The sequence below is a fragment of the Gluconobacter sp. P1D12_c genome (assembly GCF_018812105.1).
GTDB lineage: Bacteria > Pseudomonadota > Alphaproteobacteria > Acetobacterales > Acetobacteraceae > Gluconobacter > Gluconobacter oxydans_A.
In genome coordinates this window covers 111,716-132,765 of record NZ_JACSIQ010000008.1, presented here as the reverse complement: position 1 = coordinate 132,765, position 21,050 = coordinate 111,716, and the positions used below count along the sequence as shown (strand labels likewise).

Below are 21,050 nucleotides of genomic sequence, written 5' to 3'. Positions count from 1 at the left end.
CCCTTTCGTGAGACCCTGCGCCGCATGATGTCGTCTGTTCGCCTGCCTGTTGCACTTCTGATGTGCGCTACTCTTCTTTCTGCCTGTGAAACACCATCCCGGCAGCCATTGCCGGAATCTGCAGTGCCGGATGCTCGTCTGGTTCTGCCGCAGCCACCAGCCTCAGGCAGTGCCGCGCAGGCGGATGATGATCGTATCTTCCGTGAGACACGCGCCTTGAAAGATACGCCACGCTGGGCGCTTGCACAGAAAGACGCGGATCTGGAAGTGCCGCACCTTGTCCGCGATTTCTCCTGCTCCGTCGGCTACACGCTGGATCTGGCGAAGGCGCCCCATCTGGCGATTGTGCTGAAGCGAATGGAAAATCCCATCATTCACCGGACGTCAGAAGCTAAACATTACTGGCATCGGACACGGCCGTTCGTTGGCACGAACCTACCAATCTGCACGTCGCCCGAGGGATTGGGTCTGCATTCCTCATATCCATCAGGCCATACGACGGCGGGATATGGCATGGCTCTTCTGCTCGCTCATCTGATGCCTGAACATGCCACCATGCTTCTGCAGCGCGGGCGTGTTTTTGGTGAGAGCCGTATTGTCTGTGGGGCGCACTGGAAATCGGACGTGCAGGCTGGCTTCCTGAATGCATCGTCTGAAATGGACGCGCTGCTTGCGGCTCCGGAATTGCAGGATGATCTCGCTGCCGCCCGGGAAGAACTACGCGCCATGAAGGCTACGGCCCCTGCACCAGATGCCGCTGACTGTGCTGCAGAAGCAGACGCTGCCGCACATTCCATTCTGTCTGAATGATAAAAAATCCGGCCAAGAGCAGAAAGCTCCACGGCCGGATTGTTTTTGAATCTTCGTCACACGGCCACCTTGGTTAGGGTGGCCGTTTTCAGTTTTATGCCTGAAGAGCGGAGACTTCGGTGTTCGGTTGGTCGATGTACGGTCCGCCAGCAACGATCTCTACGGCAAGAAGAGACATGCCGTGTTCTACAGCACTGGAGCCAAGATCGAGTTGGGCATCGCCGAGTGTCCAGCGAATGGCAGAGTTCTCTTTGTCAGCCCAGCCTGAGAGATCAGTCTCTTCCAGATGAGACGTGATCGTACGTGTATTCTCAGGAGTATACAGGGTGATGTTCCCAACCAGCACGCCCAGGTCACGACGATCATCCACAAACGGGCCAATAGCGTCGGATGGTTTGGCTGCTCTTGAGACAAGGCGCACGCTGCGGACGTTTGATGGCAGCGTGAAGATCACACGACCATTGCTCTCACGGGACTGACGGATCACTTTGCCGGCTGGTGTGATCAAATGCAGGTCCGGGTCTGTCACCACTGCTCTGGCGTCACGGACGTCATCAAAGCCAAGGTTTATCGCGCGCTCGGCAAGAGCGTGATGAACAGGCTCAACCTTGTTACGGCTGACAGTCAGCGGTGCAGCAGCATCAGCTTCCCATGTGCGTACCGGGCTACTCAGGCTGACGACAGCGCCATCCTGTGTGAAGCCGTCCCGGTTGCCTGTGTTGAGATAGCTTTCGGTCAGCATTCCGTCAGACGTAAGGACAGAATGCACATCCGTCTCGATATGGAAGTAATCGTAGGATGTGATCGTCGTTTCGTAAATAATGCTGCGGCCATTCACGAGCATGCGGGCCGGGATCAGGCCGCCATCAATGAACAGGCTATGCTCTGGTGTCACCAGAAGGTCTTTGGATGGGACGCCATCTGCAATCGCATTCTTGCAGATGCGAACCGGATAACCCGCGACATCCGGGGCCAGCCCTTGACGGACAATGGCATGCTTCCGACCAACCCAAACGACCGGGCGAACCTGCTCTCCCTCGGGCGTCCAGGCGAGAACTTCAGCGCCGATTTGGACGTCCTGAACGGGGATGTCACCGGTCGTGGTGCGGATCATCGTATCCGCGAGGAAGCAGACTTCTGCTCCCTTATCCAGCGAGATGATTGTCTTGCCATTTCCATCTGGGGAGAAATGGGCGTGATACTGGGAGTAATCGCCTACGAGCTTGATGGTGTAGGATGCCTTGCCCTGTGTCACGGTCAGGACGTTACCGACGATCTTGGCAGCCGTATTGCCCTTATAATCCAGGGTGCCGATGTCGATCTGGCCACCGGGGACAAGCATCGTATCAGTGATGCTTCCGCCTTGAATGACAAGAGATCCGCCCGACGAAATTGTCGTCCCGCTTGCGATGCCTTTACTTCCGACAACGATGTTGCCTCCAGCATTGACGATCGTGTTGACGGCGCGGCCACCACTCGAAACATTCAGTCTCGCGGCAGCGCCCGAAACAGTCGCACCTGAGGCAACGGCATTCTGGCTGATATTCTCAACGCCACCCGCCTGAATACGATCACGAACTGTCGTGCCGCCAGTCGCCGCAACTGTGCCGCCAGAGGTCACGGTGTTGGCCGTTGCCGTTCCCGATGTCAGGGTCTGCTTGCCCCCGCTCTGGATGGAAGCATTGAAGCTCGAACCACCAAAGATGAACTGATTGCCGTTGCTTGCGACTGTGTTGCTGGCAACGCCGCCCTTGTTGACGGTCTGGCCCGCGCCTTTGGTGGCGATTGTGCCTGTTGCCGTCCCGCCGGAGTAAATGACTTCCTCAGTATCTGGAACTGTCAGAATGGAGCTGATGGTTCTGCCACCAGAGTAAACCTCCACATGGCCGCCTGCTGTGACTGTTGTCTTGATGGCGGTGCCACCAGAATTCACAATGAGGTAGTCATTCTTTCCTGAAATATAGAGTCCGCTGACGGTCGTATTGTGCTGACGACGTGTCAGTCCATCATGGCAAGGATCAGGATATCTGGAAGGGTTTCTGTGATTCACTAGGATGTCTTTTCTTGGGGAAAGACGCATACGCGCCCATAATGAATGCCCTTGAATCAATCAAAGATAATTTTGATTATGGGCATGCAGGATTGTTATTGCGGTGAAGCGCCTGAAATAGCGTTCTTTTCGGGCGCGGCGGTTCAATCGCATGTTCGAATTTTAAAAACAATACGGATTTTGGATTTTTGTATCTTTATGTGAAATTTATTTTCACGGCGGCATCTCTGAATAGATGAAGAAATGCCGGAAAACTCACGATTAATCAGGCGTTATCGTGCAGTAAAATAGATTTACTGATGGATAGAGAGATCGAAGCGTATTGGAAGAGTTTGAGGTCGAATTAATTACTTATTAACGAAAAGAATCTTAAGCCTCGTTTCTTAATAAAAAAGCGCTCCTCAGAGCGCTTTTTTATTTTCGGTGGATGCTGTGCTCGATTCTGGCGCCTCAGGCCTAGGCGGTCGCAAGGCATGTTCGTTGGCTTCCATAAATCTGTCAGCCAGCGCGGTGTACAGTGGGCGAGGACACACCATGCGAGAGACACCAAACGCCAGAAAGGATGTGGCCAGCAGCGCAAGCGTCACCTGCTGGTTGTCACACATCTCCATGACGATGATCGTCGCTGTGAGGGGAGACTGCGCGACGCCACAGAAATAGGCGACTGTCCCCAGGAGTACGACTGCGCCGGGCGTGGTGTGGGGCAGAAACTGCTCAACCCAGCCTCCAATCGCAGCACCAATCGCCAGCGATGGCGCAAACATGCCGCCCGGAATGCCTGAGCAATAGGACACCAGCATCGCCAGATATTTCAGGACGAAGAAAGAGGCCGGATAGTGCTCTGTGCCCGAGAAGATGGCGCGAGCCTGCGCATAGCCCGTTCCATAGGTTGTCCCTTTGGAGATCAGGCCAATGATAGCCAGTACGAGCCCACAAGCTGCCGCAAATGCGATTGGGCGCTTCCCGGCGAAACGGCCGACAGGGCCTGGAAGACCACGCGACGCCTTGATGACCAGTGCCGCAAACGTTCCACCTGCCAGGCCGCCGAGGATGCCGCAGGTCAGCACCGCGATCCACGCTGTACCAACCGGGATATCAACGTCGGCATGGCCGAAATAGGTGTAGTTTCCCAACAGCGCGATGGCCGTCACACCAGAGACAACAACGACGGTCAGCGTCCGTCCGGAGGTGCGCTGTTCGAAGGAATGGGAGAGTTCTTCAATCGCAAAGACGATGCCGGCCAGTGGCGTATTGAATGCTGCGGCCATACCAGCCGCGCCACCGGCAAGGATCATGCTGCGCTTTGCGGCAATGTTGGATTGTCCGAGGAGGCGGGAGAAGGCATGCATGATGGATGCCCCAACCTGAACGCTCGGCCCCTCGCGTCCGATAGAGGCCCCGCAAAGCAGGCCCAGACAGGTCAGAAGAATTTTCCCAACCGAGATCTTGAGCGCCAGAACCCTGTCGACCATCGTGTAATTCTCGATGTGCAGGGTGGCGATTGTCTGCGGAATACCTGAGCCCTGTGCACCTTTGAAAAGGGTTCGGGTCATCCATGTGATGAAAGCGAGACCTGCCGGGGCCACGAACAGCATCGCCCAGGGATGCCATTCCAGAATCCGCGTTCTCAGATCAGCAGCGGCATCACCCATGCGGGCGAAAAGCACGGCAACAACACCAATGAGAACGGCGCCGATCCAATAGATGACAGTGCGTCGCCACTGGGTTGTCGTGGCGCGGGCCGAGCGTCTCAGATGATGGATACGGTCCTTACGGCGCAGGGCGTGCTGTGAGGAGACATGTCCCGGAGGTAAAGGCTTGGGAGCAGGGCTTGGAGGAGTGGGCAAGGTATCGGCCAATGGAGGACGTCCAAGAAGGAGTGTCGGGCAAGGGAAGATACGCCCGGTTCAAACCCCGCGCGTTACATGTCCGGTCCTGCCAGCCTTCTTCGCGCCGGGTCAAGAAGTCTGAACCGATCAAGTAGAAAATGAACGCAATAACTCGCAATGTGGCTGCAACAGTCTCAGCATTCCGGAAAGCTGACGGCCAGACCGCCCAGCGATGTTTCCTTATAGCGATGGTTCATGTCCGCGCCGGTTTCGCGCATCGTCTGGATCACCTGATCCAGCGAAACATGGTGCACTCCGTCACCGCGCATCGCGAGTGAGGCCGCGTTGATGGCTTTGATGGCTCCAAACGCGTTGCGCTCAATGCAAGGGATCTGGACCAAACCACCAATTGGATCACAGGTCATGCCCAGATGATGTTCCATGCCGATTTCAGCAGCATTTTCAACCTGATCCGGTGTTGCGCCCAGTGCTGCGGCAAGCCCGGCTGCGGCCATGGAGCATGCGACGCCCACTTCGCCCTGACAGCCTACTTCCGCACCAGAAATGGAAGCATTGCGCTTGAACAGGGCGCCGATAGCCGTGGCGGTCAAAAGAAAATCCCGCATGCCTTCCCGTGAGGCGCCGGGACAAAAGTCTCTGTAATAGCGCAGGACGGCAGGAATGACGCCGGATGCACCATTGGTGGGAGCCGTCACAACACGACCGCCCGCAGCGTTTTCCTCATTCACGGCGATCGCGAAAAGACTCACCCAATCCATGATTTCGTGGGGTGCGCGCTGATTCCAGCGGGTTCCACTCTCCAGCTTGCGGTAAAGAGTGCGTGCGCGGCGTTTGACATGCAGTTTGCCGGGAAGGGTTCCGTCTTCTCTTAGTCCCCGGTCGATGCAGTCCATCATCGTATCGAGAATACGATCAATATAAGCAATGACGTCGTTATCGGCGCGAAGGGTTGTTTCATTGGCCCAGATCAGGCCAGCAATCGTCAGATCGCTCTTTTGGCAATCCTCCAGCAGTTTGCGACCTGACACGACATCATAAGGCACGGCGACAGGCGGGATGATGTTCGTCTCGGTAGAGTGGGATTCCGGAACAATAAAGCCTCCGCCAATCGAGCAGTACCGCTGTCGAAGGAGAGAATTGCCAGCACTGTCGAAAGCTTCAAACTGGAGTGTGTTCGGATGGACAGGCGGGACGGTTTCGTAATCGAAGATGGTATCAGATGCCGGGTCGAAGGGGATGGTCTGGCCCCGGAGTGTCAAATGCTTCGTAGACTGAATGTCTTCGACGATCTGCTTCGCATGATCAGGCGAGATCTGATCCGGCAGCCACCCCGCAAGGCCTAGGAGAACGGCTGTGTCTGTTGCATGCCCTACGCCAGTCCATGCCAGCGAGCCATAAAGGGTCACCCGAATTGCGGCAATGGAAATGCCTTCTGGAAGTGCTTCTGCAAAAGCGTGTCCGGCCCGCATGGGGCCGACCGTATGGGAGGAAGATGGGCCGAGGCCAATGCGGAAGAGGTCGAAAAGACTGATCATGATTGGAAGGTCCGAAGGCGTCAGGACAGGACCAGAACGCCAGAATGTTTGGCCTTGTCAGCAGGTTCTACGTGAATATGGATCGATGCCCGGCCCAGTTCTTTCCGCAAACCCGCTTCAATGCAGTCGCAGATTTCATGAGCGTTATGCACACTCATTTCGCTAGGAACGACGAGGTGGAACTCTACGAAATGTAGGGGCCCCACTTTCCGCAGGCGCAGATCATGCGCTTCGAGAGCGCCCGTTCCGCTTGAGGAGATGACAGCCTTTACGGTTTCCACCGCCTCTGTGCCCGGAATTTCATCCATCAGACCTGACATGGACAGGCTCATCATCGAGAAGCCTGCCCGCAGAACGTTCAGGGCAACCAGGGCAGACAGAACTGCGTCCAGCCGGTCCCATTTGATGACGGGGATCAGGGAAACGCCTATGACCAGCGCAACAGTCGCCCAGACGTCTGATTGAACGTGCTCCCCGGCAGCCAGCAGAGCCTGTGATGAATTCTTCCGGCCGAACCCGATGAGAATGCGTGCCCAGACCAGATTAACGACACCGGCGAGCGCATTCAGTGCAACGCCCTGGAAGGGGGAATGAACCGGCGTCGGATGCATCCAGTCATGTACCGCCACGACGAGAATACCGAGTGCCGTCAGAACAACCAGAACGCCTTCAATAACAGCGGACAGGTATTCTGCTTTGCCGTGGCCATAAGGGTGATTGTCGTCAGCGGGCAGCGCTGCAATGGACAGCGCCCACAGGGTGCCGAATGCCGCAATGACATTCAGAATGGTTTCAATGGCATCAGACAGAAGCGCATCTGAGCCGGAGACCCAAAATGCTGCGTACTTGATGGCCAGCACCACAACGCTCACCCCAATGGAAGCGTAGGCAATCTTGATACGTGTGGACGTCATTGAAGCTCTCAGCAGCAGACCTGTTGAAGATCGCAGGACGCTGGTGGACTTTCGATCTGGAAGGTGGGGTGAGAAATTTTGAACTTGTCACGCAGGAGGATTGTGGCCTGCGTGATGATCTGTTCGGGGCTTTGTTGTGCCGTGTCATCCCGCAGCAGATGGACTGTAAGAGCTGTTTCTGTCGTGCTCATCGGCCAGATGTGCAGGTGATGCAGTCCACTGACGCCGGGAACGGCCAGTAGGGCAGCCTGAACGTCGGCGGGTACAATTCCGGCAGGAACGCCATCCAGTGACAGCGAGACCGACCCTTTAAGCAAAGACCATGTCGCGACAATAATGGACACAGAGACAATCAGGCTGACGATCGGATCAATGATCTGAAAGCCGGTCCATGTGATCAGGAGGCCTGCAATTACAACGGCAAAGGCCATCATGGCATCAGACGCCATATGCATGAACGCACCGCGAATATTGAGGTCGCTCGAGGCTCCCTTCATGAAAAGGAGCGCAGTAAACGCATTGACCGCAATTCCGACGAGCGCCACCCAACTGACGACCGATCCCTCGACGGGCGCGTTGGCGAAAAGACGAACGATGGATTCCCAGATGATCCCACCCGTCACCAGCAGCAGGACCGTCGCATTCACGAAGGCCGCAAGAATGGTGGAACGACGCAGGCCGTAGGTGAAACGTGTCGTAGGTGCACGACGGGCCAGACTTTCCGCCAGCCATGCAGCACCAAGGCCCAGAATGTCGGACAGGTTGTGCCCTGCGTCTGCCAGAAGGGACAGCGAGTGTGCCCAGACACCCCAGAGGGCTTCGGCCACAACATAAATTGTGTTCAGGACGATCCCGATAGCGAACGCACGGCCGAAATTCGCCGGTGCATGCGTATGCGGACGCCCAAAACCAAACCCATGATCGTGCCCGTCACAGCCCTCATGGTCATGATCCTGGTGATCATGAGAGGCATGGTCGTGCCCATCGGCATGAGAATGGTCATGATCGGTGTGGTCATGGCCGTGTGCGCACGTAGGGCTGTGATCTGATGTCATGTCCGGGCAAATCTGTGGCTGGGGTCTCGCATCATATAGCATCTCGTTCCATCAACCCAAGCGATGATCTGGCTCGTCCAGAATTGTCAGTGCGCGCATGTTGATAGAGCACGGTTCTTCAATGCCGTGGGTGGACGCGTCGGTTATATTCCGTAACAAAGAGGAGACCTAGCCCTGCAATGTCAGCAGAGGGGGACTTGCAGGGAGAGTGTCCATGAAAGGCAGCGTTCTCGGATTTGATGTTCAGACGGGCGAAGGCGTGATCCTGAATGATCAGGATGTCCGGTATGCATTTTCGAAAATGAACTGGCGGGACACTCTGGCGCCCATGAAGGGGCAGCGGGTGGATTTCGAGCCCTGGGGCACAATGGCCAACAATGTGTTTCTGGATATTCAGTTCGGGCAGTTTACGTCTTTGCCTGCTGCGGACATGTCTTTTACGGATGCTGTCAGGGCCTGTCTGCGCCGGGCAACGGATTTTCAAGGCCGCTCCCGCCGAAAGGAATACTGGTATTTCAGGATTTTCGGGATCCTGTGTTCCATCGTCATTTCCATGATTTCCAGTGACCTCAGGCATGGAGGCGGCGGCATTGTCGCGTTACTAGGTATCGCAGCTTTTTTTGCGTGGCTCTATCTGTTTGTGGTGGATCTCAGCGTGTCAGTCCGACGGTTGCACGACACCGGACGCTCAGGCTGGTGGGTGCTATTATACTTTACAGTGATCGGAACCATCCCGTTGCTGATCATGATGTGCTTCGACACGGACTACCGGATCAACAAATGGGGCTATCCGGCCAAATAGCCTCAGCTTCCGCTTGAAACATATCCGGCTACGCCTCTCTGCCAGCACAGAACCATCAGGCCGAGGAACGCAAAGCCCATTCCCGGCGAGAGCAGGCCGAACCAGAGAGGCATGCCTAAAGGGTCAGGATGGTTCAGCATGGCGAGAGCAGGGTAGTAGCAGACGGCTGATAGCGGGAGCGCCCATGTCAGGAAACGGCGGAGCCAGCGCGCGAACATGGTAAGCGGGTATTGTCCTGCTTCCACGCCGCCATAGGTCAGGACGTTTACAACCTCCAGCCCCTCAACCGTTACGAAGCACAGGGCGGCCTGTCCGATCAGAACGCCCAGAAACATGGCGGCTCCACCCGTCACTGCCCAAGGCAAAAGCCAGAGTGTCGCCCATGAGACATGTGGCGAGAGCCAGAAACCTGCTCCCATAACGAATGCCCCCTGAAGGAAGCGGCCGATCGGACGAAGTCTCAGTTCGTGGCCAAGAAGCAGGACGAGTGTCGAGCGTGGGCGAAGAAGAAGTCGGTCGAATGACCCTGTCTTGACGTATTCGCCGCCAAAAACCTCAAAGCCACGGCCAAGGGTTTCGGCAATCGCGAAAGAGACGTTTACCAGTCCGTATAGAACGGCCACGGCGCCAATATCCCAGCCCGCGATGCTGCCAAACCGCTGGAACAGGCTCCAGATTCCGAAGAAGCTCAGCAGGGTGGTGACGAAATTTCCAATGAGCTGAAGCGTGAATGTCCCGGGATACCGCAGTTGTGCCTTGATCGAAGCCGCTGCCATCCGTCGGTAGAGGGAAAATGCATTCATGCGCCCTGAACCTCCATCCGGGAAATGGTGCGATGCATCCAGAAGCGCCCCACAAGCGTGAGTGCAGCCAGCCAGAAACATTGAATGCCCAACGCGGTCAGAACGCCGCCCGGAATGGCCATGCCCATGTAAAGCCGGATGGGAATGTCAGAGATTCCGGCAAAAGGCTGGAACAGGAGCAACTCACGCGCCCAATCGGGATAAAGCGGCAGCGGCAGAAGCATTCCTGAGAGCAGAACAGCCAGTGGTGTGCCGACAGCATACGTTCCGAGCGGCGATAGCGTTCGGGCCGTGACGATATTCCACCACATCACGATGCTTGCGGAGATGAAAGCACCAAGGATGAAGGAGCACAGAGCCAGCATTGCGGCCCATAATGAGGCGGGCGGGGCGAGGCTCCAGCCATTCAGCCCAACAAGGGCAGCGAGCGGCCCTGCGACAGCGGCAAGAAGAACTGCGCGCGGAATGGCGTTGCCAAGAAGACGGGCAAGCGAGGCCGAAAGCCACCAGTTCCACAGATCGACGGGGCGCAACAGGTCATAAACAATTGCTCCGCTCTTTGCCGCTTCACCAATGGCGGGGAGGCAGCCAAGAGGAAGCAGGGTGAAAAGGGATTGCTGGATCCAGGTGTACGTCATGGCCTGACGCAGCGTCATGGGTGCATCCACGCCGGGGGCATGATGGTAAACCGCAGCATAGGCCATGAGGGAAATCGCGCCGAACCACATCTGCGCCACAAGCCCCGCCAGTACTGCAAGACGATATCGCAGACCAATTTTCCATTGCAGGACGAAGGACGTCACATAGGGTTTGATGGTCACGATGCGTGGTCCGCGTAGAAGCGTGTAATAATTTCTTCAATCGCCGGGCGCCCGATCCGCAGATCACCCAAGCCTGGCAGTGTCGAAAGATGCGCTACAAGCAGAGGCGCGGGCAGGCGTTGCGGATCAAACGTGATCGTCACGCTGCGAGAGCCACGCGCTGTTTCTGTCGCCCCCTCGGGCAGAAGCAGGTCTGGCAGCGGCCCGGTAAAATCTGCTTCCAGAATTCGTTCCGAGAGAGTGGTCGCCTGAAGGGCTTCAAACGGGCTATCTGCAAGAATACGACCATGACCGATGACGATGACCCGGTCTGCCAGTGCTTCAATATCATGCATGTCATGCGTGGTCAGAAGCACCGTTGTGCCGCGCTCGCGTCGTAGATCCCGCACAAAAGCGCGTACCGCCAGCTTGGACGGGGCATCCAGCCCGATGGTGGGTTCGTCCAGAATGATCACGTCCGGATCATGGATCAGGGCAGCGGCGATTTCTGCCCGCATGCGTTGGCCGAGAGACAACTGCCGGACGGACTGATCCATGATGCCGTGCAGATCCAGCGCATCCGCCAGACGCTCCCGGTTGCGAAGGAACCTCGCTGGCTCCACGCTGTAAATGTCCCGGAGAAGCGCCAGTCCTTCTCCAACGGAAAGATCCCACCAGAGCTGCGTGCGCTGGCCAAACACCACGCCAATCCGCGCGACATGTGCGATCCGGTTTTCCCAGGGGATCAGGTTGCCAACACGGACGGTCCCGGAGGTCGGGCGCAGAATACCCGCCAGAATTTTGATGGCAGTAGATTTCCCAGCGCCGTTTGGCCCGATGAAACCGGCAATCTCGCCTGCGGGGACGGTGAAAGAAATGCCGTCCAGAGCCGTGATTTCGCGCGTTTTGCCACGCCAGCTGCCGCCATCACGGACCTGATATGTCTTGCGGAGGTCATGCACCTCAATCGCGGCAGCATTCTTCATGACGGAACAGGGCCTTCTGACGGCACCAGGGTGCCATGACTGAACGGAATAATAGTTCTGCGTGAGCTCTCATATTCAGGCAAGTGGGAGGCCATGGTGACAGAGCGGAATGTCGTCACCACCTATTACCCACGCGCTTCCCGGATACGGTAAGACGGGAGCAGTATTGTGAACCTTGATTGTCAGGATGATCCAATGGCCGGTAAACGTATTCTCATGCTCGCAGGTGATTTCGTTGAAGATTACGAGATCATGGTGCCATTTCAGATGCTGCTGATGGTGGGACACAAGGTTGATGTGGTGTCGCCGGGCAAGAAGGCTGGAGAGCAGGTGGCAACGGCCATCCACGATTTTGAAGGCCATCAGACTTACACTGAAAAGCGCGGTCATAACTTCACGCTGAACGCCACATATGCAGGCGCAAAGGCGGAAGACTATGACGCACTGGTCATTCCCGGCGGCCGTGCCCCGGAGCAGCTTAGCACCGATGAGCGCGTGCTGGACCTGATCCGCGCTTTTGTAACGGCTGACAAACCGATTGCCGCTGTCTGCCATGGCCCGCAGCTTCTCGCCGCAGCAAATGTCATCTCAGGCCGCAAGGTCTCCGCTTATCCGGCCTGTCGTGCTGAAATGATCCTCGCAGGAGCTGACTATCAGGCCATCGCAATTGACGGTGCAGTGACAGACGGCAAGCTCGTAACAGCGCCAGCGTGGCCAGCACATCCGGCATGGATTGGTCAGTTCCTGAAGGTTCTGGGAACAAAAATCGAAGCCTGAGCCCTTGTTCCGTCAGGAGAGCCCATATGTGTGAACTCTATGTCCGTGCCGATCCGATCTTCTATGAAAGCCGCACGCGGTCGCTGCGGATTCATGGGGTCGTAACGACGATCCGGCTGGAAAACATGTTCTGGGACATCCTGACGGAAATCGCGGCGGCAGATGGCATGACCGTCAATCAGCTCATCACCAAGCTTTCGGACGAAATTCTCGAACTGCGTGGTAAACTGCCGAATATGGCGTCGTTCCTAAGGGTCAGTTGCCTTCGCTATCTGGACCGGGAGCGACACGTGCAGTCAGGTTCCAGTTCCGCCGTTGGTCAGACTGTTGCCTTGCGTCGGGTTGGATAATCGATACGGCGTAGCAAAGAGGCATTGGCGGAAACGCTCGCAAAATCGTACAGAAGGACCATGACGACTCCTTCTTCCCCACAGGGCCAGAAACCTGGCAGCAATTCTTTGTCCTCGCGACGCGCAGAACACGTCATGGAACGTGCCTTCTTCGCAACCCGCTGGATTGCCGCACCGCTTTATTTCGGCCTGACCATCGGGCTGCTGCTGGTGGCCTTCAAGTTCTTCCAGCAGCTTCTGGGTCTTGTTCTCAAGGCAACAGGCCTGGATTTCGATGACGTTTTCGTTGGTGTGCTGGATCTGATCGATCTGGTCCTGCTGGCGAACCTGCTACTGATCGTCATGTTCTCGGGCTACGAGAACTTCGTTTCCCGTCTCGATATCCGCCAGCACGAAGACTATCCGTCCTGGATTGGTCACGTGACGTTTGGGGATATCAAGATCAAGCTCATGGCGTCCATCGTCGCCATGTCTGCCATCCATGTTCTGGCTGATTTCATTCGTGTGGATGACACCTCCACACGCGCTCTGGAATGGAGCGTCGGGATCCATCTGGCCTTCGTTGTGTCCGGTGTTCTGATGGCCGTCATGGATCGCATCATGGAAGGTTCTCCGGATACGCATCACGCCGATCCGCAGCCTGACGCCGCCCAGCACAAAGAAAAGCACGACGCATGATTCGCCTGACAGAACTGCGCCTGCCGCTGGAGCACTCGGAAGAGGCGCTCCGGGAGGCGGTGCTGACGCGCCTCAATATCCCGTCCGAGGCCCTGAAAAGTTTCAAGATCGCCCGACGCGGATACGATGCCCGAAAGCGCGGCCACATCGTTCTGGTGTACAGCATTGACTGTGACGTGACGGACGAGGCGTCTGTCCTTGCGGCTCACGAAGCGGACCAGCATGTTCGCTCTACGCCTGACACAACCTATCATCTTCCCCAGGCCACGTTGCCCGAAGGGATGCCGCGCCCTGTGGTTATCGGGGCAGGTCCTTGCGGGATCATGGCTGCGCTGACGCTCGCGCAGGCCGGTCTCAAGCCTATCATCATCGAGCGCGGAAAAGAGGTTCGCGCCCGAACTGTTGATACGTTTGCCCTTTGGCGGAAATCCGTCCTGACGCCCGAGAGCAATGTCCAGTTTGGGGAAGGCGGAGCCGGGACGTTCTCTGATGGTAAGCTCTACTCTGGCGTGTCCGACCCCCGCAATCTGGGCCGCCGTGTCATTGAAGAGTTTGTTCGGGCCGGTGCGCCGGAAGAGATCCTGTACGTCTCCAAGCCCCATATCGGGACGTTCCGACTGGTCTCGATGGTGATGTTCATCCGCGAGGAAATCGAGCGTCTCGGCGGTGAGTACCGGTTTGAGACGCGCGTCGATGGCTTTGACATGGAAGGTGAGGGAACAGAACGCCGTCTGCGCGGCCTACGCCTTTCAACGGGAGAGACCCTGCCTGCCGAGCGCGTTATCCTGGCTGTTGGGCATTCCGCACGCGACACCTTCGAAATGCTCCGTGATGCGAATGTCGCCATGGACGCCAAGCCGTTCTCTATCGGTGTGCGGATCGAACATCCCCAGTCTGTCATTGATACAGCTCGTTTCGGTTCATACGCCGGGAACGACCTGCTGGGGGCCGCTGATTACAAGCTAGTTCATCACGCGTCGAACGGCCGGGCTGTGTATTCGTTTTGCATGTGCCCGGGCGGACAGGTCGTGGCGGCGACGTCTGAAATCGGTCAGGTCGTGACCAATGGCATGAGCCAGTATTCCCGTGCCGAACGGAATGCGAATAGTGGAATTGTCGTTGAAGTGACGCCGGAAAAGGACTTTCCGAACGATGTTCTGGCGGGTGTCGAACTTCAGCGGAAATGGGAAAAGGCAGCATTTGTGGCCGGGGGCGGTGATTACCGTGCTCCTGCCCAGCGCGTCGGGGATTTTCTGGCCGGTCGCCCTTCCACAACGCTGGGGGACGTCGTGCCATCCTACCAGCCGGGTGTGAGACCAACTGATCTGACACTCTGCCTGCCAGATTTTGTTTCGGACGCCATTCGTGAGGCCTTGCCGCGTTTTGAGCGCAAGTTAAAGGGCTTCTCGATGGATGATGCTGTCATGACCGGAGTGGAAACGCGTACGTCTTCCCCGATCCGGCTTCAGCGAGACCGTGATGGCCAGAGCCCAACATTGCGTGGGCTTTTCCCTGCGGGCGAAGGGGCGGGCTATGCCGGCGGTATTCTGTCCGCCGGCATAGATGGAATCCGTACCGCCGAGTGGCTGGCAGCCTCTCTTTAAGAGGCTGCTTCTTCGTCGCCTTCCATGGTTTCACCCGGAAGGTGCTTCGGCTGAAGCAGGGCGATACCGGCCGTGACGGCACTGGACCCGACCACGAAGGCTTCCGCAGTGAGCGGGAGTGTGATCGGGGTCCGGCCAATTCCCGGAATCAGCCATCCGGCAATACCCTGCCCGATAGACCCTAGAGCATAACCCAGCCCCATTCCGAAGCTACGTGTCTCGGAAGGGAAGCATTTCGCCAGATAATGCGGCACGAGGGCGAAGATACCGGATGCAGCAGCGCCCATGACGAAGGCTGCCGTCAGCAGCATGCTCCAGGACGGAGCGCTCAGGAACGGCCAGATTGTCAGAACGACAATCGCAATCGCCCCGAGCATGACCTTCAGGTCACCCCATCGTTCTGCAAGCCAGCCACACAGGATTTTTCCAGCGAACGATCCGATGCAGTAGAGCGTAATGGGAATGAAGATGTCCTGTGGTGTCAGGTGGTGGCTGCCACGAAGGATCGTCGGGTAAAATGTGTAAATGGCCGCTTTCTGAAATTCCAGAAATGCCATGAAGGCAATTGCTTGTATGGCCGCTCCATTCAGGCGGAATTTTACCTTGGGAAGAGGCTGTGTCGGCGTTTTGGCCTGACCGGCCGCACGGTCTGCCCGGTTCCGCAGCCAGACCGGGCTTTCCTTGACCCCGAGACGAATGAAAATTGCCAGAAGAGCAGGCGCCAGTCCGATGAAGAACAGCACGCGCCAGCCGTAATGCGGCAAGATCAGAGCCTGCGCTCCGGCTGCTGCAAAATATCCGACTTCATAACCTGACATCATGAGCGCAGATGCCATCGGGCGTGTCCAGGCGGGAACACTTTCCATCAGCAGGGCTGCAGAGGCTGTCCATTCACCACCAAAGCCGATGCCAAACAGGAACTGGACAATGCCCAGCATCAGAAGGCTGTGGGACAGGCCCGTCATGGCAGAAAAGACACCGAACCAGACTACGCCGAGCATAAAGGCCAGACGACGGCCATAACGGTCCGCGAGCCAGCCCCAGCTTGTATTGCCTATGGCGCGTCCAAGGGACTGGGCCGTCAGAACCATTCCCAGTGTGCCGATGGTGCAGCTGAAATCATGAGCGATGTCCGGCAGTGTGAACATCAGGGATGTCTGGTCAAAAGCGTCCAGAAACCATCCTAGAAAGGACGCGAACGTCACCTGCCAGAAAGGGAGCAAAGCCTTGAGAGAGTTGCGGGAAGACGTGTTCGGGGCGGAGCGAGCGAGAGCATCCGTCATCAACAATGTCCTGACAGGCAGATTGAACCTGCGCGCTTGAAGGAAGTGGCACGGAAAATCCGCTTGAGCAGAATCGGTAGCAGAATTGTCCTGATTGAGCGAACGAAGAATTTCACTCTTGGTTCCACAGTCATTTTGTTGCGACCCCACGGGAAAGTGAGCGGGAAATGGGAGTTGTTAAGGGAAAATTAGCCTTCTCCCGTCATTCTGTCGCACAGATGGAACAGGAGATGTTCGAAATTGGATGATGCAGGACGGGATGTCAGTTTTGCGGACGCAGCCTCATTTGGCCCCGGAGTGACTGGCGCTGTGACCAGAGACCGAAGAGATGATCCTGTGAGGTCCGAGACGAATATTTCTCCGACGAGTGCCACGATGTTCGCCACGACCCTGCGCAGTCGCCGGGCGCGCCAGAAAAGTGCACTGCCGCCTTTGCGATGGCTGCCTCGGATGGCGGCTGGCCGAGCGGGAATGGAAAAGCTGATTGGTGCTCAGGTGGACATGAGCCAGCTCTGGTTGGCTATTCCCCGACGGACCGTGAGGCGAAGTCGTCGCAAGCCGCTGGAGCAGCAGCAGAGAGAGTTTGATCTGGAGCTCCTGCAGGTTGCCTGTACGCAGGCCGCGAGCTGGCCAGAGGGTATGCGGCTCATGGTTTCACTTGAAGACGATCAGGCGCCTGACACCGCTTTCAATGGTCGCTTGAACAGTGTTCTAGATCAGAGTGGGTTCCCGATTTCACGTCTGGATCTGGTTTTCCAGGAAAGCGGGATTGCTCAGGAGGAGCGCGAAGTCTGTTACACGCTGGCATCTCTTCGGGACCGTGGCGTTCAGATCTTCACGAACGGGTTTGGCTCCTCGGTCTCTAGTCTGACTTTACTGAGAGAGCGCGCCATCAGCGGCCTGCTGGATGGCGTGCAGTTTGATCTCGCAGTTCTGTCTGCATCTACGCTGTCCTGGAGTTTGCAGGGGAGTGTGCCAGAGCTCGATGAAGGTGCAGTTGTTTTCTATCGCGCCGCTCTCGAAGCCGTCAAAGCGCTGGGCTTGTGCATTCGTGCCACGGGTGTGGACACGCCAAAGCAACTGGAATTCGTTCAGAAAACCGGTTGCTCTGAGGCGTCTGGCCTTATTTTGGCGGGTGCTGAAACGACCGCTCAGATTGCCGAGCGGTTCGCCAGTGTAGACGGTCGGTCAAGACGACGACGTATGACCCGGACAGCCGAAGGGCTGTAGCCGGAAAAACCGGCAGTTCTCTACAAATATGAAAAAGCTGCCGGTGACGACTTCAGATCTTGCACTGGTACTGGAACAGGCGCTCTGGATCCACGCGAAGCAGATTAGCAAGCATGGGGAGGACTTGTGTCAAGGCATCCTCAATCGCTTCAAGCGACTGTCCCGTCTGGTCTGCAATATATTTAAGATGCTTCTCACCCATGAGCGTTTCGACTTCTTTGGGGGTGAGCGGGTTGCTTTCCGTGTTGTGAATTTCGCTCACACGGGTGGCAAGGTGACAGTCGTCACGCATCAGACGGATTGTCACTTCCGTCAGGCCAGACCTGTCCATACTTGCGTTGCTGAGCCAGTCCCCGAAGCGGACAAACAGCGAGGTGGATTTCTGGCCTTTGGTCTCAGTCGTGGTTGTCATGACCCGTACTCCTCATCAAGGGAGAAACTGGCCGCATCCGGTGGGACTTGGCCCTGTCATAACAACGTTTGAAGAAGGCGTGTGTAGCATGGGGCGGAAACACCTTTGCGTGATGTTTTCGCCCTTCCGCATCAGTCTAATGGGCCACTTTCTACCAGCACGATCTCTGCGTCTTCCAGGGCAGTCATGACGATGGTTTCCACATCCGTCAGAGCTGCCCCGTCCCGCGTTGCAACGGTGCGCCCCTCGATTTCCAGACTTCCTGTTGCGGGTACGAGATAGGAAAAGTTCTCCCGGCTCGTTTCGAAAGTCAGGGTCTCGCCCGCTTTTAGGGTTGCTCCCAGAACGCGTCCCTTGGCGCGGATCGGCAGAGCGGCATCCTCTGGAAAGCCGGAGGCAAGGGTTACGAACCGTCCGCTGCGGGCGTCCTTAGGGAAAGGACGGGTGCCCCAGCTGGGCGTGCCACCTGGTTCATTGGGGATGATCCAGATCTGGAAGAGGGTGGTGTCTTCGGTTTCCTTATTGAACTCGGCATGGACGATGCCGCTGCCGGCAGACATGACCTGAACGTCACCAGCTTCCGTACGGCCTTTGTTGCCAAGGCTGTCTTCGTGAGAAATGGCTCCGGTGCGAACATAGGTGATGATTTCCATGTCCTTGTGCGGATGAGCGCCGAAGCCTGTCCCACCTTCGATTTTATCATCGTTCCAGACGCGCAAACGGCCCCAGTGCATGCGGTGCCGATCTGTGTAGCCAGCGAAAGAGAAATGATGCCGGGCGTCGAGCCATCCATGGTTGGCGTGGCCAAGCGAGGAGAAGGGTCTGATATCGAGCATTGGTCGCTCCTCAGTAAAGGTTATGGTCTTCAAGATGGGCGCAACTTGGTGTAAAGAAAATGGAATTGATGGAAATATAAAGTTTCCATAAAGAGCATCTTAGAGAGGCTGTATGCTCCCCGATCTGGAAGGATGGGCTGTTTTTGCCCGTGTCGCTGAAAGCGGCTCGTTCGCCTCTGCAGCGCGCACTCTTGGGCTGTCCCCGCCTACAGTGTCCAAGGTGATTGCGCGTCTGGAGCATCGCCTGAAAACGACTCTCTTTCAGCGAAGTGCGCGTCATCTTTCCCTGACATCGGCCGGAGTGGCGTGCCTGGAACGCGCCCGGCGGATGTTGGCTGATGGCGAAGGATTGGAAGCAGAATTACGGGAAGGCTCAGTCAGCCCGAGAGGAACGATCCGCCTGGCGGCCCCCATGGGGTTCGGGCTGGATATTCTTGGACCTGTTCTGCCGGAATTTATGGACCGGTATCCGGATATTTCCATGGAGATTGATCTGGATGACCGGACCGTCGATCTACTGAGTGGTCGGTTCGAAGCAGCCGTCCGCATTACACCGGGAGATCTTGCTCCCGTAACTAACGGAGGGGCTCATCTTCTTTGTCGTTCCGTGATGCGGCTGGTCTGTTCGCCACAGATGAAGGAGAGACTCGGGACGATCGAAAAGCCGGAAGATCTTTCAGGCAATGCAGGGTTGCTCTACGCGAATTCCGATCTTCCAGACCTTCTTCGCCTTACGCATGAGAACGGCCAGCAGACCTCTGTTCGCCTGCGAAGCAGGATGATGGCGAATAGTGGGGACATGCTTTTGCCAGCGCTCCGAAATGGCTCAGGCCTAGCGCTTCTGCCAGATTTCATGCTGCGAAGGGACCTGGATGCGGGGCGATTGGTTGAGGTTCTGCCGAAGTGGCGGGGCAGTGTTCTGTCGGTCTGGTTCATGGTCGTGGGGTGTGGTGCCACCCGGATGCAGATGCCTGCGCGGCTCCGTGTTCTGCTGGCCTATCTGGAGCAGGCACTTGGCGGAAAGATTTCACAGGATTACAGTGCCGCGCAGGAGAAAACGCGATGAATTATGATGCGATGTTCCAGTCCGCCCTGGACGGTCTGCGCGCCGATGGCAGCTACCGTTACTTTGCGGAACTTGAGCGCCGGTCCGGCAATTTCCCGAAAGCCTATCATCATGGGCTCGGTCGTGACGTCACAGTGTGGTGTTCCAACGATTATCTTGGCATGGGGCAACACCCGGAAGTCCTCAAGGCGATGCACGATGCCCTTGATGAGACGGGTGCTGGCGCAGGTGGAACCCGCAATATTTCCGGCACGAACCACTATCATGTGGAACTGGAAAAAGAGCTGGCCTCCCTTCACGGGAAAGAAAGCGCCCTGCTTTTCAACTCGGGCTATCTGTCCAACTGGGTAACGCTCGGCACCATTGCGGGTCGTCTGCGGAACTGTGTGGTTCTGTCTGACGAACTGAACCATGCCTCCATGATTGAGGGCATCCGTCATTCCCGCGCTGAAAAGCAGATTTTCCGTCACAACGATGTGGAAGATCTGGAGCGTCGTCTGAAGGAACTTCCAGCAGACGTTCCGAAGATTATCGCGTTTGAGTCCGTCTATTCCATGGATGGCGATATCGCCCCGATCGAAGCCTTCTGCGATCTGGCCGACAAATACGGCGCGATGACCTACCTTGATGAAGTTCATGCTGTGGGCATGTATGGCGATCACGGTGCGGGCGTGGCTGAAAAGCTGGGCCTGTCCCATCGTCTGACGGTGATCGAAGGGACGCTCGGCAAAGGGTATGGCGTTGTAGGTGGCTACATTGCTGCCTCCGCGCCGCTTTGCGATTTCGTGCGCTCTTTCGGTTCGGGCTTCATTTTCTCCACGGCTCTGCCGCCGATGATTGCTGCGGGTGCACTGGCCAGCGTCCGTTATCTCAAGCGCAGCAGCGCAGAACGTGAAGGACAGCAGCGCGCTGTTGCCTATCTGCGGGCCGCTCTGGACAAGGCAGGCATTCCGCATGTCGGCAATCCGAGCCATATCGTACCCGTCATGGTGGGCGAGGCTGAGCTATGTCGGGATCTCTCCGATGAGTTGCTGAACCGCTTCGGGCATTATATCCAGCCGATTAACTTCCCGACCGTCCCGCGCGGAACGGAGCGTCTGCGTCTGACGCCGACGCCGCTTCATACAAACGAAGCAATTGACGAACTGGTTGAAGCACTCTCCACGCTTTGGCGTGAACGTCAGCTCAAGCGCTCTGAGGCTGCCTGAA

At 57.0% G+C, this 21,050-nt stretch carries 20 protein-coding genes; 9 read left to right on the top strand and 11 right to left on the bottom strand.

The window, feature by feature from the left end:
* The first annotated feature begins 24 nt into the window (after positions 1-24).
* Positions 25-810 carry a phosphatase PAP2 family protein gene (locus tag KP705_RS10860; protein ID WP_046899996.1) on the top strand — a complete coding sequence of 262 codons (786 nt, stop codon included), beginning with the start codon at positions 25-27 and terminating at the stop codon, positions 808-810.
* 94 nt (positions 811-904) lie between these two features.
* On the opposite strand, the gene KP705_RS10855 is transcribed toward KP705_RS10860, so the two are convergent.
* The 5 genes from KP705_RS10855 to KP705_RS10835 all read right to left on the bottom strand — a co-directional run bounded on the left by KP705_RS10855 (position 905) and on the right by KP705_RS10835 (position 8,214).
* Positions 905-2,860 (bottom strand): Hint domain-containing protein, encoded by a 1,956-nt coding sequence (locus tag KP705_RS10855; RefSeq protein WP_052750023.1) that lies wholly within the window; start codon positions 2,858-2,860, stop codon positions 905-907.
* Positions 2,861-3,261: 401 nt separating this feature from the next.
* Entirely contained in the window at positions 3,262-4,512 is a 1,251-nt protein-coding gene (locus KP705_RS10850) for a chloride channel protein (protein ID WP_374195563.1), read from the bottom strand.
* Between the two features lie 371 nt (positions 4,513-4,883).
* The gene (locus KP705_RS10845) at positions 4,884-6,245 is read right to left on the bottom strand and encodes an L-serine ammonia-lyase (protein WP_215764437.1); all 1,362 of its coding nucleotides are present in this window, start codon (positions 6,243-6,245) and stop codon (positions 4,884-4,886) included.
* A 20-nt stretch (positions 6,246-6,265) separates the two neighbouring features.
* Positions 6,266-7,159, bottom strand: a complete 894-nt coding sequence (locus KP705_RS10840) for a cation diffusion facilitator family transporter (RefSeq protein ID WP_215764436.1) — start codon at positions 7,157-7,159, stop codon at positions 6,266-6,268.
* An 8-nt stretch (positions 7,160-7,167) separates the two neighbouring features.
* Positions 7,168-8,214, bottom strand: coding sequence for a cation diffusion facilitator family transporter (locus KP705_RS10835; RefSeq protein ID WP_215764435.1), 1,047 nt, complete (start codon positions 8,212-8,214; stop codon positions 7,168-7,170).
* 214 nt (positions 8,215-8,428) lie between these two features.
* On the opposite strand from KP705_RS10835, the gene KP705_RS10830 reads away from it, so the two are divergent.
* On the top strand, positions 8,429-9,016 hold the full coding sequence (locus KP705_RS10830) for a DUF805 domain-containing protein (RefSeq protein WP_215764434.1): 588 nt from the start codon (positions 8,429-8,431) through the stop codon (positions 9,014-9,016).
* Between the two features lie 2 nt (positions 9,017-9,018).
* Here KP705_RS10830 and KP705_RS10825 read toward each other — a convergent pair whose 3' ends face one another.
* The 3 genes from KP705_RS10825 to KP705_RS10815 are packed head-to-tail and all read right to left on the bottom strand — an operon-like array spanning position 9,019 to position 11,605.
* On the bottom strand, positions 9,019-9,819 hold the full coding sequence (locus KP705_RS10825) for an ABC transporter permease (RefSeq protein ID WP_215764433.1): 801 nt from the start codon (positions 9,817-9,819) through the stop codon (positions 9,019-9,021).
* Positions 9,816-10,640, bottom strand: coding sequence for an ABC-2 family transporter protein (locus KP705_RS10820; RefSeq protein WP_086634362.1), 825 nt, complete (start codon positions 10,638-10,640; stop codon positions 9,816-9,818). Before KP705_RS10820 ends, KP705_RS10825 begins: the two co-directional genes overlap by 4 nt.
* Positions 10,637-11,605 (bottom strand): ATP-binding cassette domain-containing protein, encoded by a 969-nt coding sequence (locus KP705_RS10815; RefSeq protein WP_215764432.1) that lies wholly within the window; start codon positions 11,603-11,605, stop codon positions 10,637-10,639. Before KP705_RS10815 ends, KP705_RS10820 begins: the two co-directional genes overlap by 4 nt.
* A 195-nt stretch (positions 11,606-11,800) precedes the next feature.
* On the opposite strand from KP705_RS10815, the gene KP705_RS10810 reads away from it, so the two are divergent.
* The 4 genes from KP705_RS10810 to KP705_RS10795 are packed head-to-tail and all read left to right on the top strand — an operon-like array spanning position 11,801 to position 15,014.
* The gene (locus KP705_RS10810) at positions 11,801-12,382 is read left to right on the top strand and encodes a DJ-1/PfpI family protein (protein ID WP_211513300.1); all 582 of its coding nucleotides are present in this window, start codon (positions 11,801-11,803) and stop codon (positions 12,380-12,382) included.
* Positions 12,383-12,408: 26 nt separating this feature from the next.
* Positions 12,409-12,732: a ribbon-helix-helix domain-containing protein gene (locus tag KP705_RS10805; RefSeq protein ID WP_215764431.1), complete on the top strand. Its 324-nt coding sequence runs from the start codon at positions 12,409-12,411 to the stop codon at positions 12,730-12,732.
* Positions 12,733-12,792: 60 nt separating this feature from the next.
* On the top strand, positions 12,793-13,410 hold the full coding sequence (locus KP705_RS10800) for a TIGR00645 family protein (RefSeq protein WP_203548374.1): 618 nt from the start codon (positions 12,793-12,795) through the stop codon (positions 13,408-13,410).
* Complete coding sequence (locus KP705_RS10795; RefSeq protein ID WP_215764430.1) at positions 13,407-15,014, top strand: NAD(P)/FAD-dependent oxidoreductase; 1,608 nt, start codon at positions 13,407-13,409, stop codon at positions 15,012-15,014. The genes KP705_RS10800 and KP705_RS10795 overlap by 4 nt, the downstream gene beginning before the upstream one ends.
* Here KP705_RS10795 and KP705_RS10790 read toward each other — a convergent pair.
* Positions 15,011-16,297, bottom strand: coding sequence for an MFS transporter (locus KP705_RS10790; RefSeq protein WP_046899984.1), 1,287 nt, complete (start codon positions 16,295-16,297; stop codon positions 15,011-15,013). The two genes, KP705_RS10795 and KP705_RS10790, sit on opposite strands and share 4 nt — an antisense overlap.
* 336 nt (positions 16,298-16,633) lie before the next feature.
* Here KP705_RS10790 and KP705_RS10785 point away from each other — a divergent pair, with 336 nt between their 5' ends.
* Complete coding sequence (locus KP705_RS10785) at positions 16,634-17,527, top strand: EAL domain-containing protein (protein WP_235271717.1); 894 nt, start codon at positions 16,634-16,636, stop codon at positions 17,525-17,527.
* Between the two features lie 52 nt (positions 17,528-17,579).
* On the opposite strand, the gene KP705_RS10780 is transcribed toward KP705_RS10785, so the two are convergent.
* Positions 17,580-17,939 (bottom strand): YidB family protein, encoded by a 360-nt coding sequence (locus KP705_RS10780; RefSeq protein WP_046899982.1) that lies wholly within the window; start codon positions 17,937-17,939, stop codon positions 17,580-17,582.
* A 131-nt stretch (positions 17,940-18,070) separates the two neighbouring features.
* Positions 18,071-18,775 (bottom strand): pirin family protein, encoded by a 705-nt coding sequence (locus tag KP705_RS10775; RefSeq protein WP_046899981.1) that lies wholly within the window; start codon positions 18,773-18,775, stop codon positions 18,071-18,073.
* Positions 18,776-18,887: 112 nt separating this feature from the next.
* Between KP705_RS10775 and KP705_RS10770 the strand changes: the two genes are divergently transcribed.
* Together KP705_RS10770 and hemA are read left to right on the top strand one after the other, a co-directional pair.
* Positions 18,888-19,841, top strand: a complete 954-nt coding sequence (locus KP705_RS10770; protein ID WP_046899980.1) for a LysR family transcriptional regulator — start codon at positions 18,888-18,890, stop codon at positions 19,839-19,841.
* Positions 19,838-21,049, top strand: coding sequence for a 5-aminolevulinate synthase (gene hemA / locus KP705_RS10765; protein WP_046899979.1), 1,212 nt, complete (start codon positions 19,838-19,840; stop codon positions 21,047-21,049). The genes KP705_RS10770 and hemA overlap by 4 nt, the downstream gene beginning before the upstream one ends.
* Position 21,050: the final 1 nt, after the last annotated feature.

Coding starts and splice junctions, on each gene's coding strand:
- KP705_RS10835 (WP_215764435.1), bottom strand. CDS start 8,214: ATGACATCAGATCACAGCCCTACGTGCGCACACGGCCATGACCACACC.
- KP705_RS10830 (WP_215764434.1), top strand. CDS start 8,429: ATGAAAGGCAGCGTTCTCGGATTTGATGTTCAGACGGGCGAAGGCGTG.
- KP705_RS10845 (WP_215764437.1), bottom strand. CDS start 6,245: ATGATCAGTCTTTTCGACCTCTTCCGCATTGGCCTCGGCCCATCTTCC.
- KP705_RS10805 (WP_215764431.1), top strand. CDS start 12,409: ATGTGTGAACTCTATGTCCGTGCCGATCCGATCTTCTATGAAAGCCGC.
- KP705_RS10860 (WP_046899996.1), top strand. CDS start 25: ATGATGTCGTCTGTTCGCCTGCCTGTTGCACTTCTGATGTGCGCTACT.
- KP705_RS10795 (WP_215764430.1), top strand. CDS start 13,407: ATGATTCGCCTGACAGAACTGCGCCTGCCGCTGGAGCACTCGGAAGAG.
- KP705_RS10850 (WP_374195563.1), bottom strand. CDS start 4,512: ATGGGTGATGCCGCTGCTGATCTGAGAACGCGGATTCTGGAATGGCAT.
- KP705_RS10800 (WP_203548374.1), top strand. CDS start 12,793: ATGACGACTCCTTCTTCCCCACAGGGCCAGAAACCTGGCAGCAATTCT.
- KP705_RS10780 (WP_046899982.1), bottom strand. CDS start 17,939: ATGACAACCACGACTGAGACCAAAGGCCAGAAATCCACCTCGCTGTTT.
- hemA (WP_046899979.1), top strand. CDS start 19,838: ATGAATTATGATGCGATGTTCCAGTCCGCCCTGGACGGTCTGCGCGCC.
- KP705_RS10770 (WP_046899980.1), top strand. CDS start 18,888: ATGCTCCCCGATCTGGAAGGATGGGCTGTTTTTGCCCGTGTCGCTGAA.
- KP705_RS10825 (WP_215764433.1), bottom strand. CDS start 9,819: ATGAATGCATTTTCCCTCTACCGACGGATGGCAGCGGCTTCGATCAAG.
- KP705_RS10775 (WP_046899981.1), bottom strand. CDS start 18,775: ATGCTCGATATCAGACCCTTCTCCTCGCTTGGCCACGCCAACCATGGA.
- KP705_RS10840 (WP_215764436.1), bottom strand. CDS start 7,159: ATGACGTCCACACGTATCAAGATTGCCTACGCTTCCATTGGGGTGAGC.
- KP705_RS10790 (WP_046899984.1), bottom strand. CDS start 16,297: ATGACGGATGCTCTCGCTCGCTCCGCCCCGAACACGTCTTCCCGCAAC.
- KP705_RS10810 (WP_211513300.1), top strand. CDS start 11,801: ATGGCCGGTAAACGTATTCTCATGCTCGCAGGTGATTTCGTTGAAGAT.
- KP705_RS10815 (WP_215764432.1), bottom strand. CDS start 11,605: ATGAAGAATGCTGCCGCGATTGAGGTGCATGACCTCCGCAAGACATAT.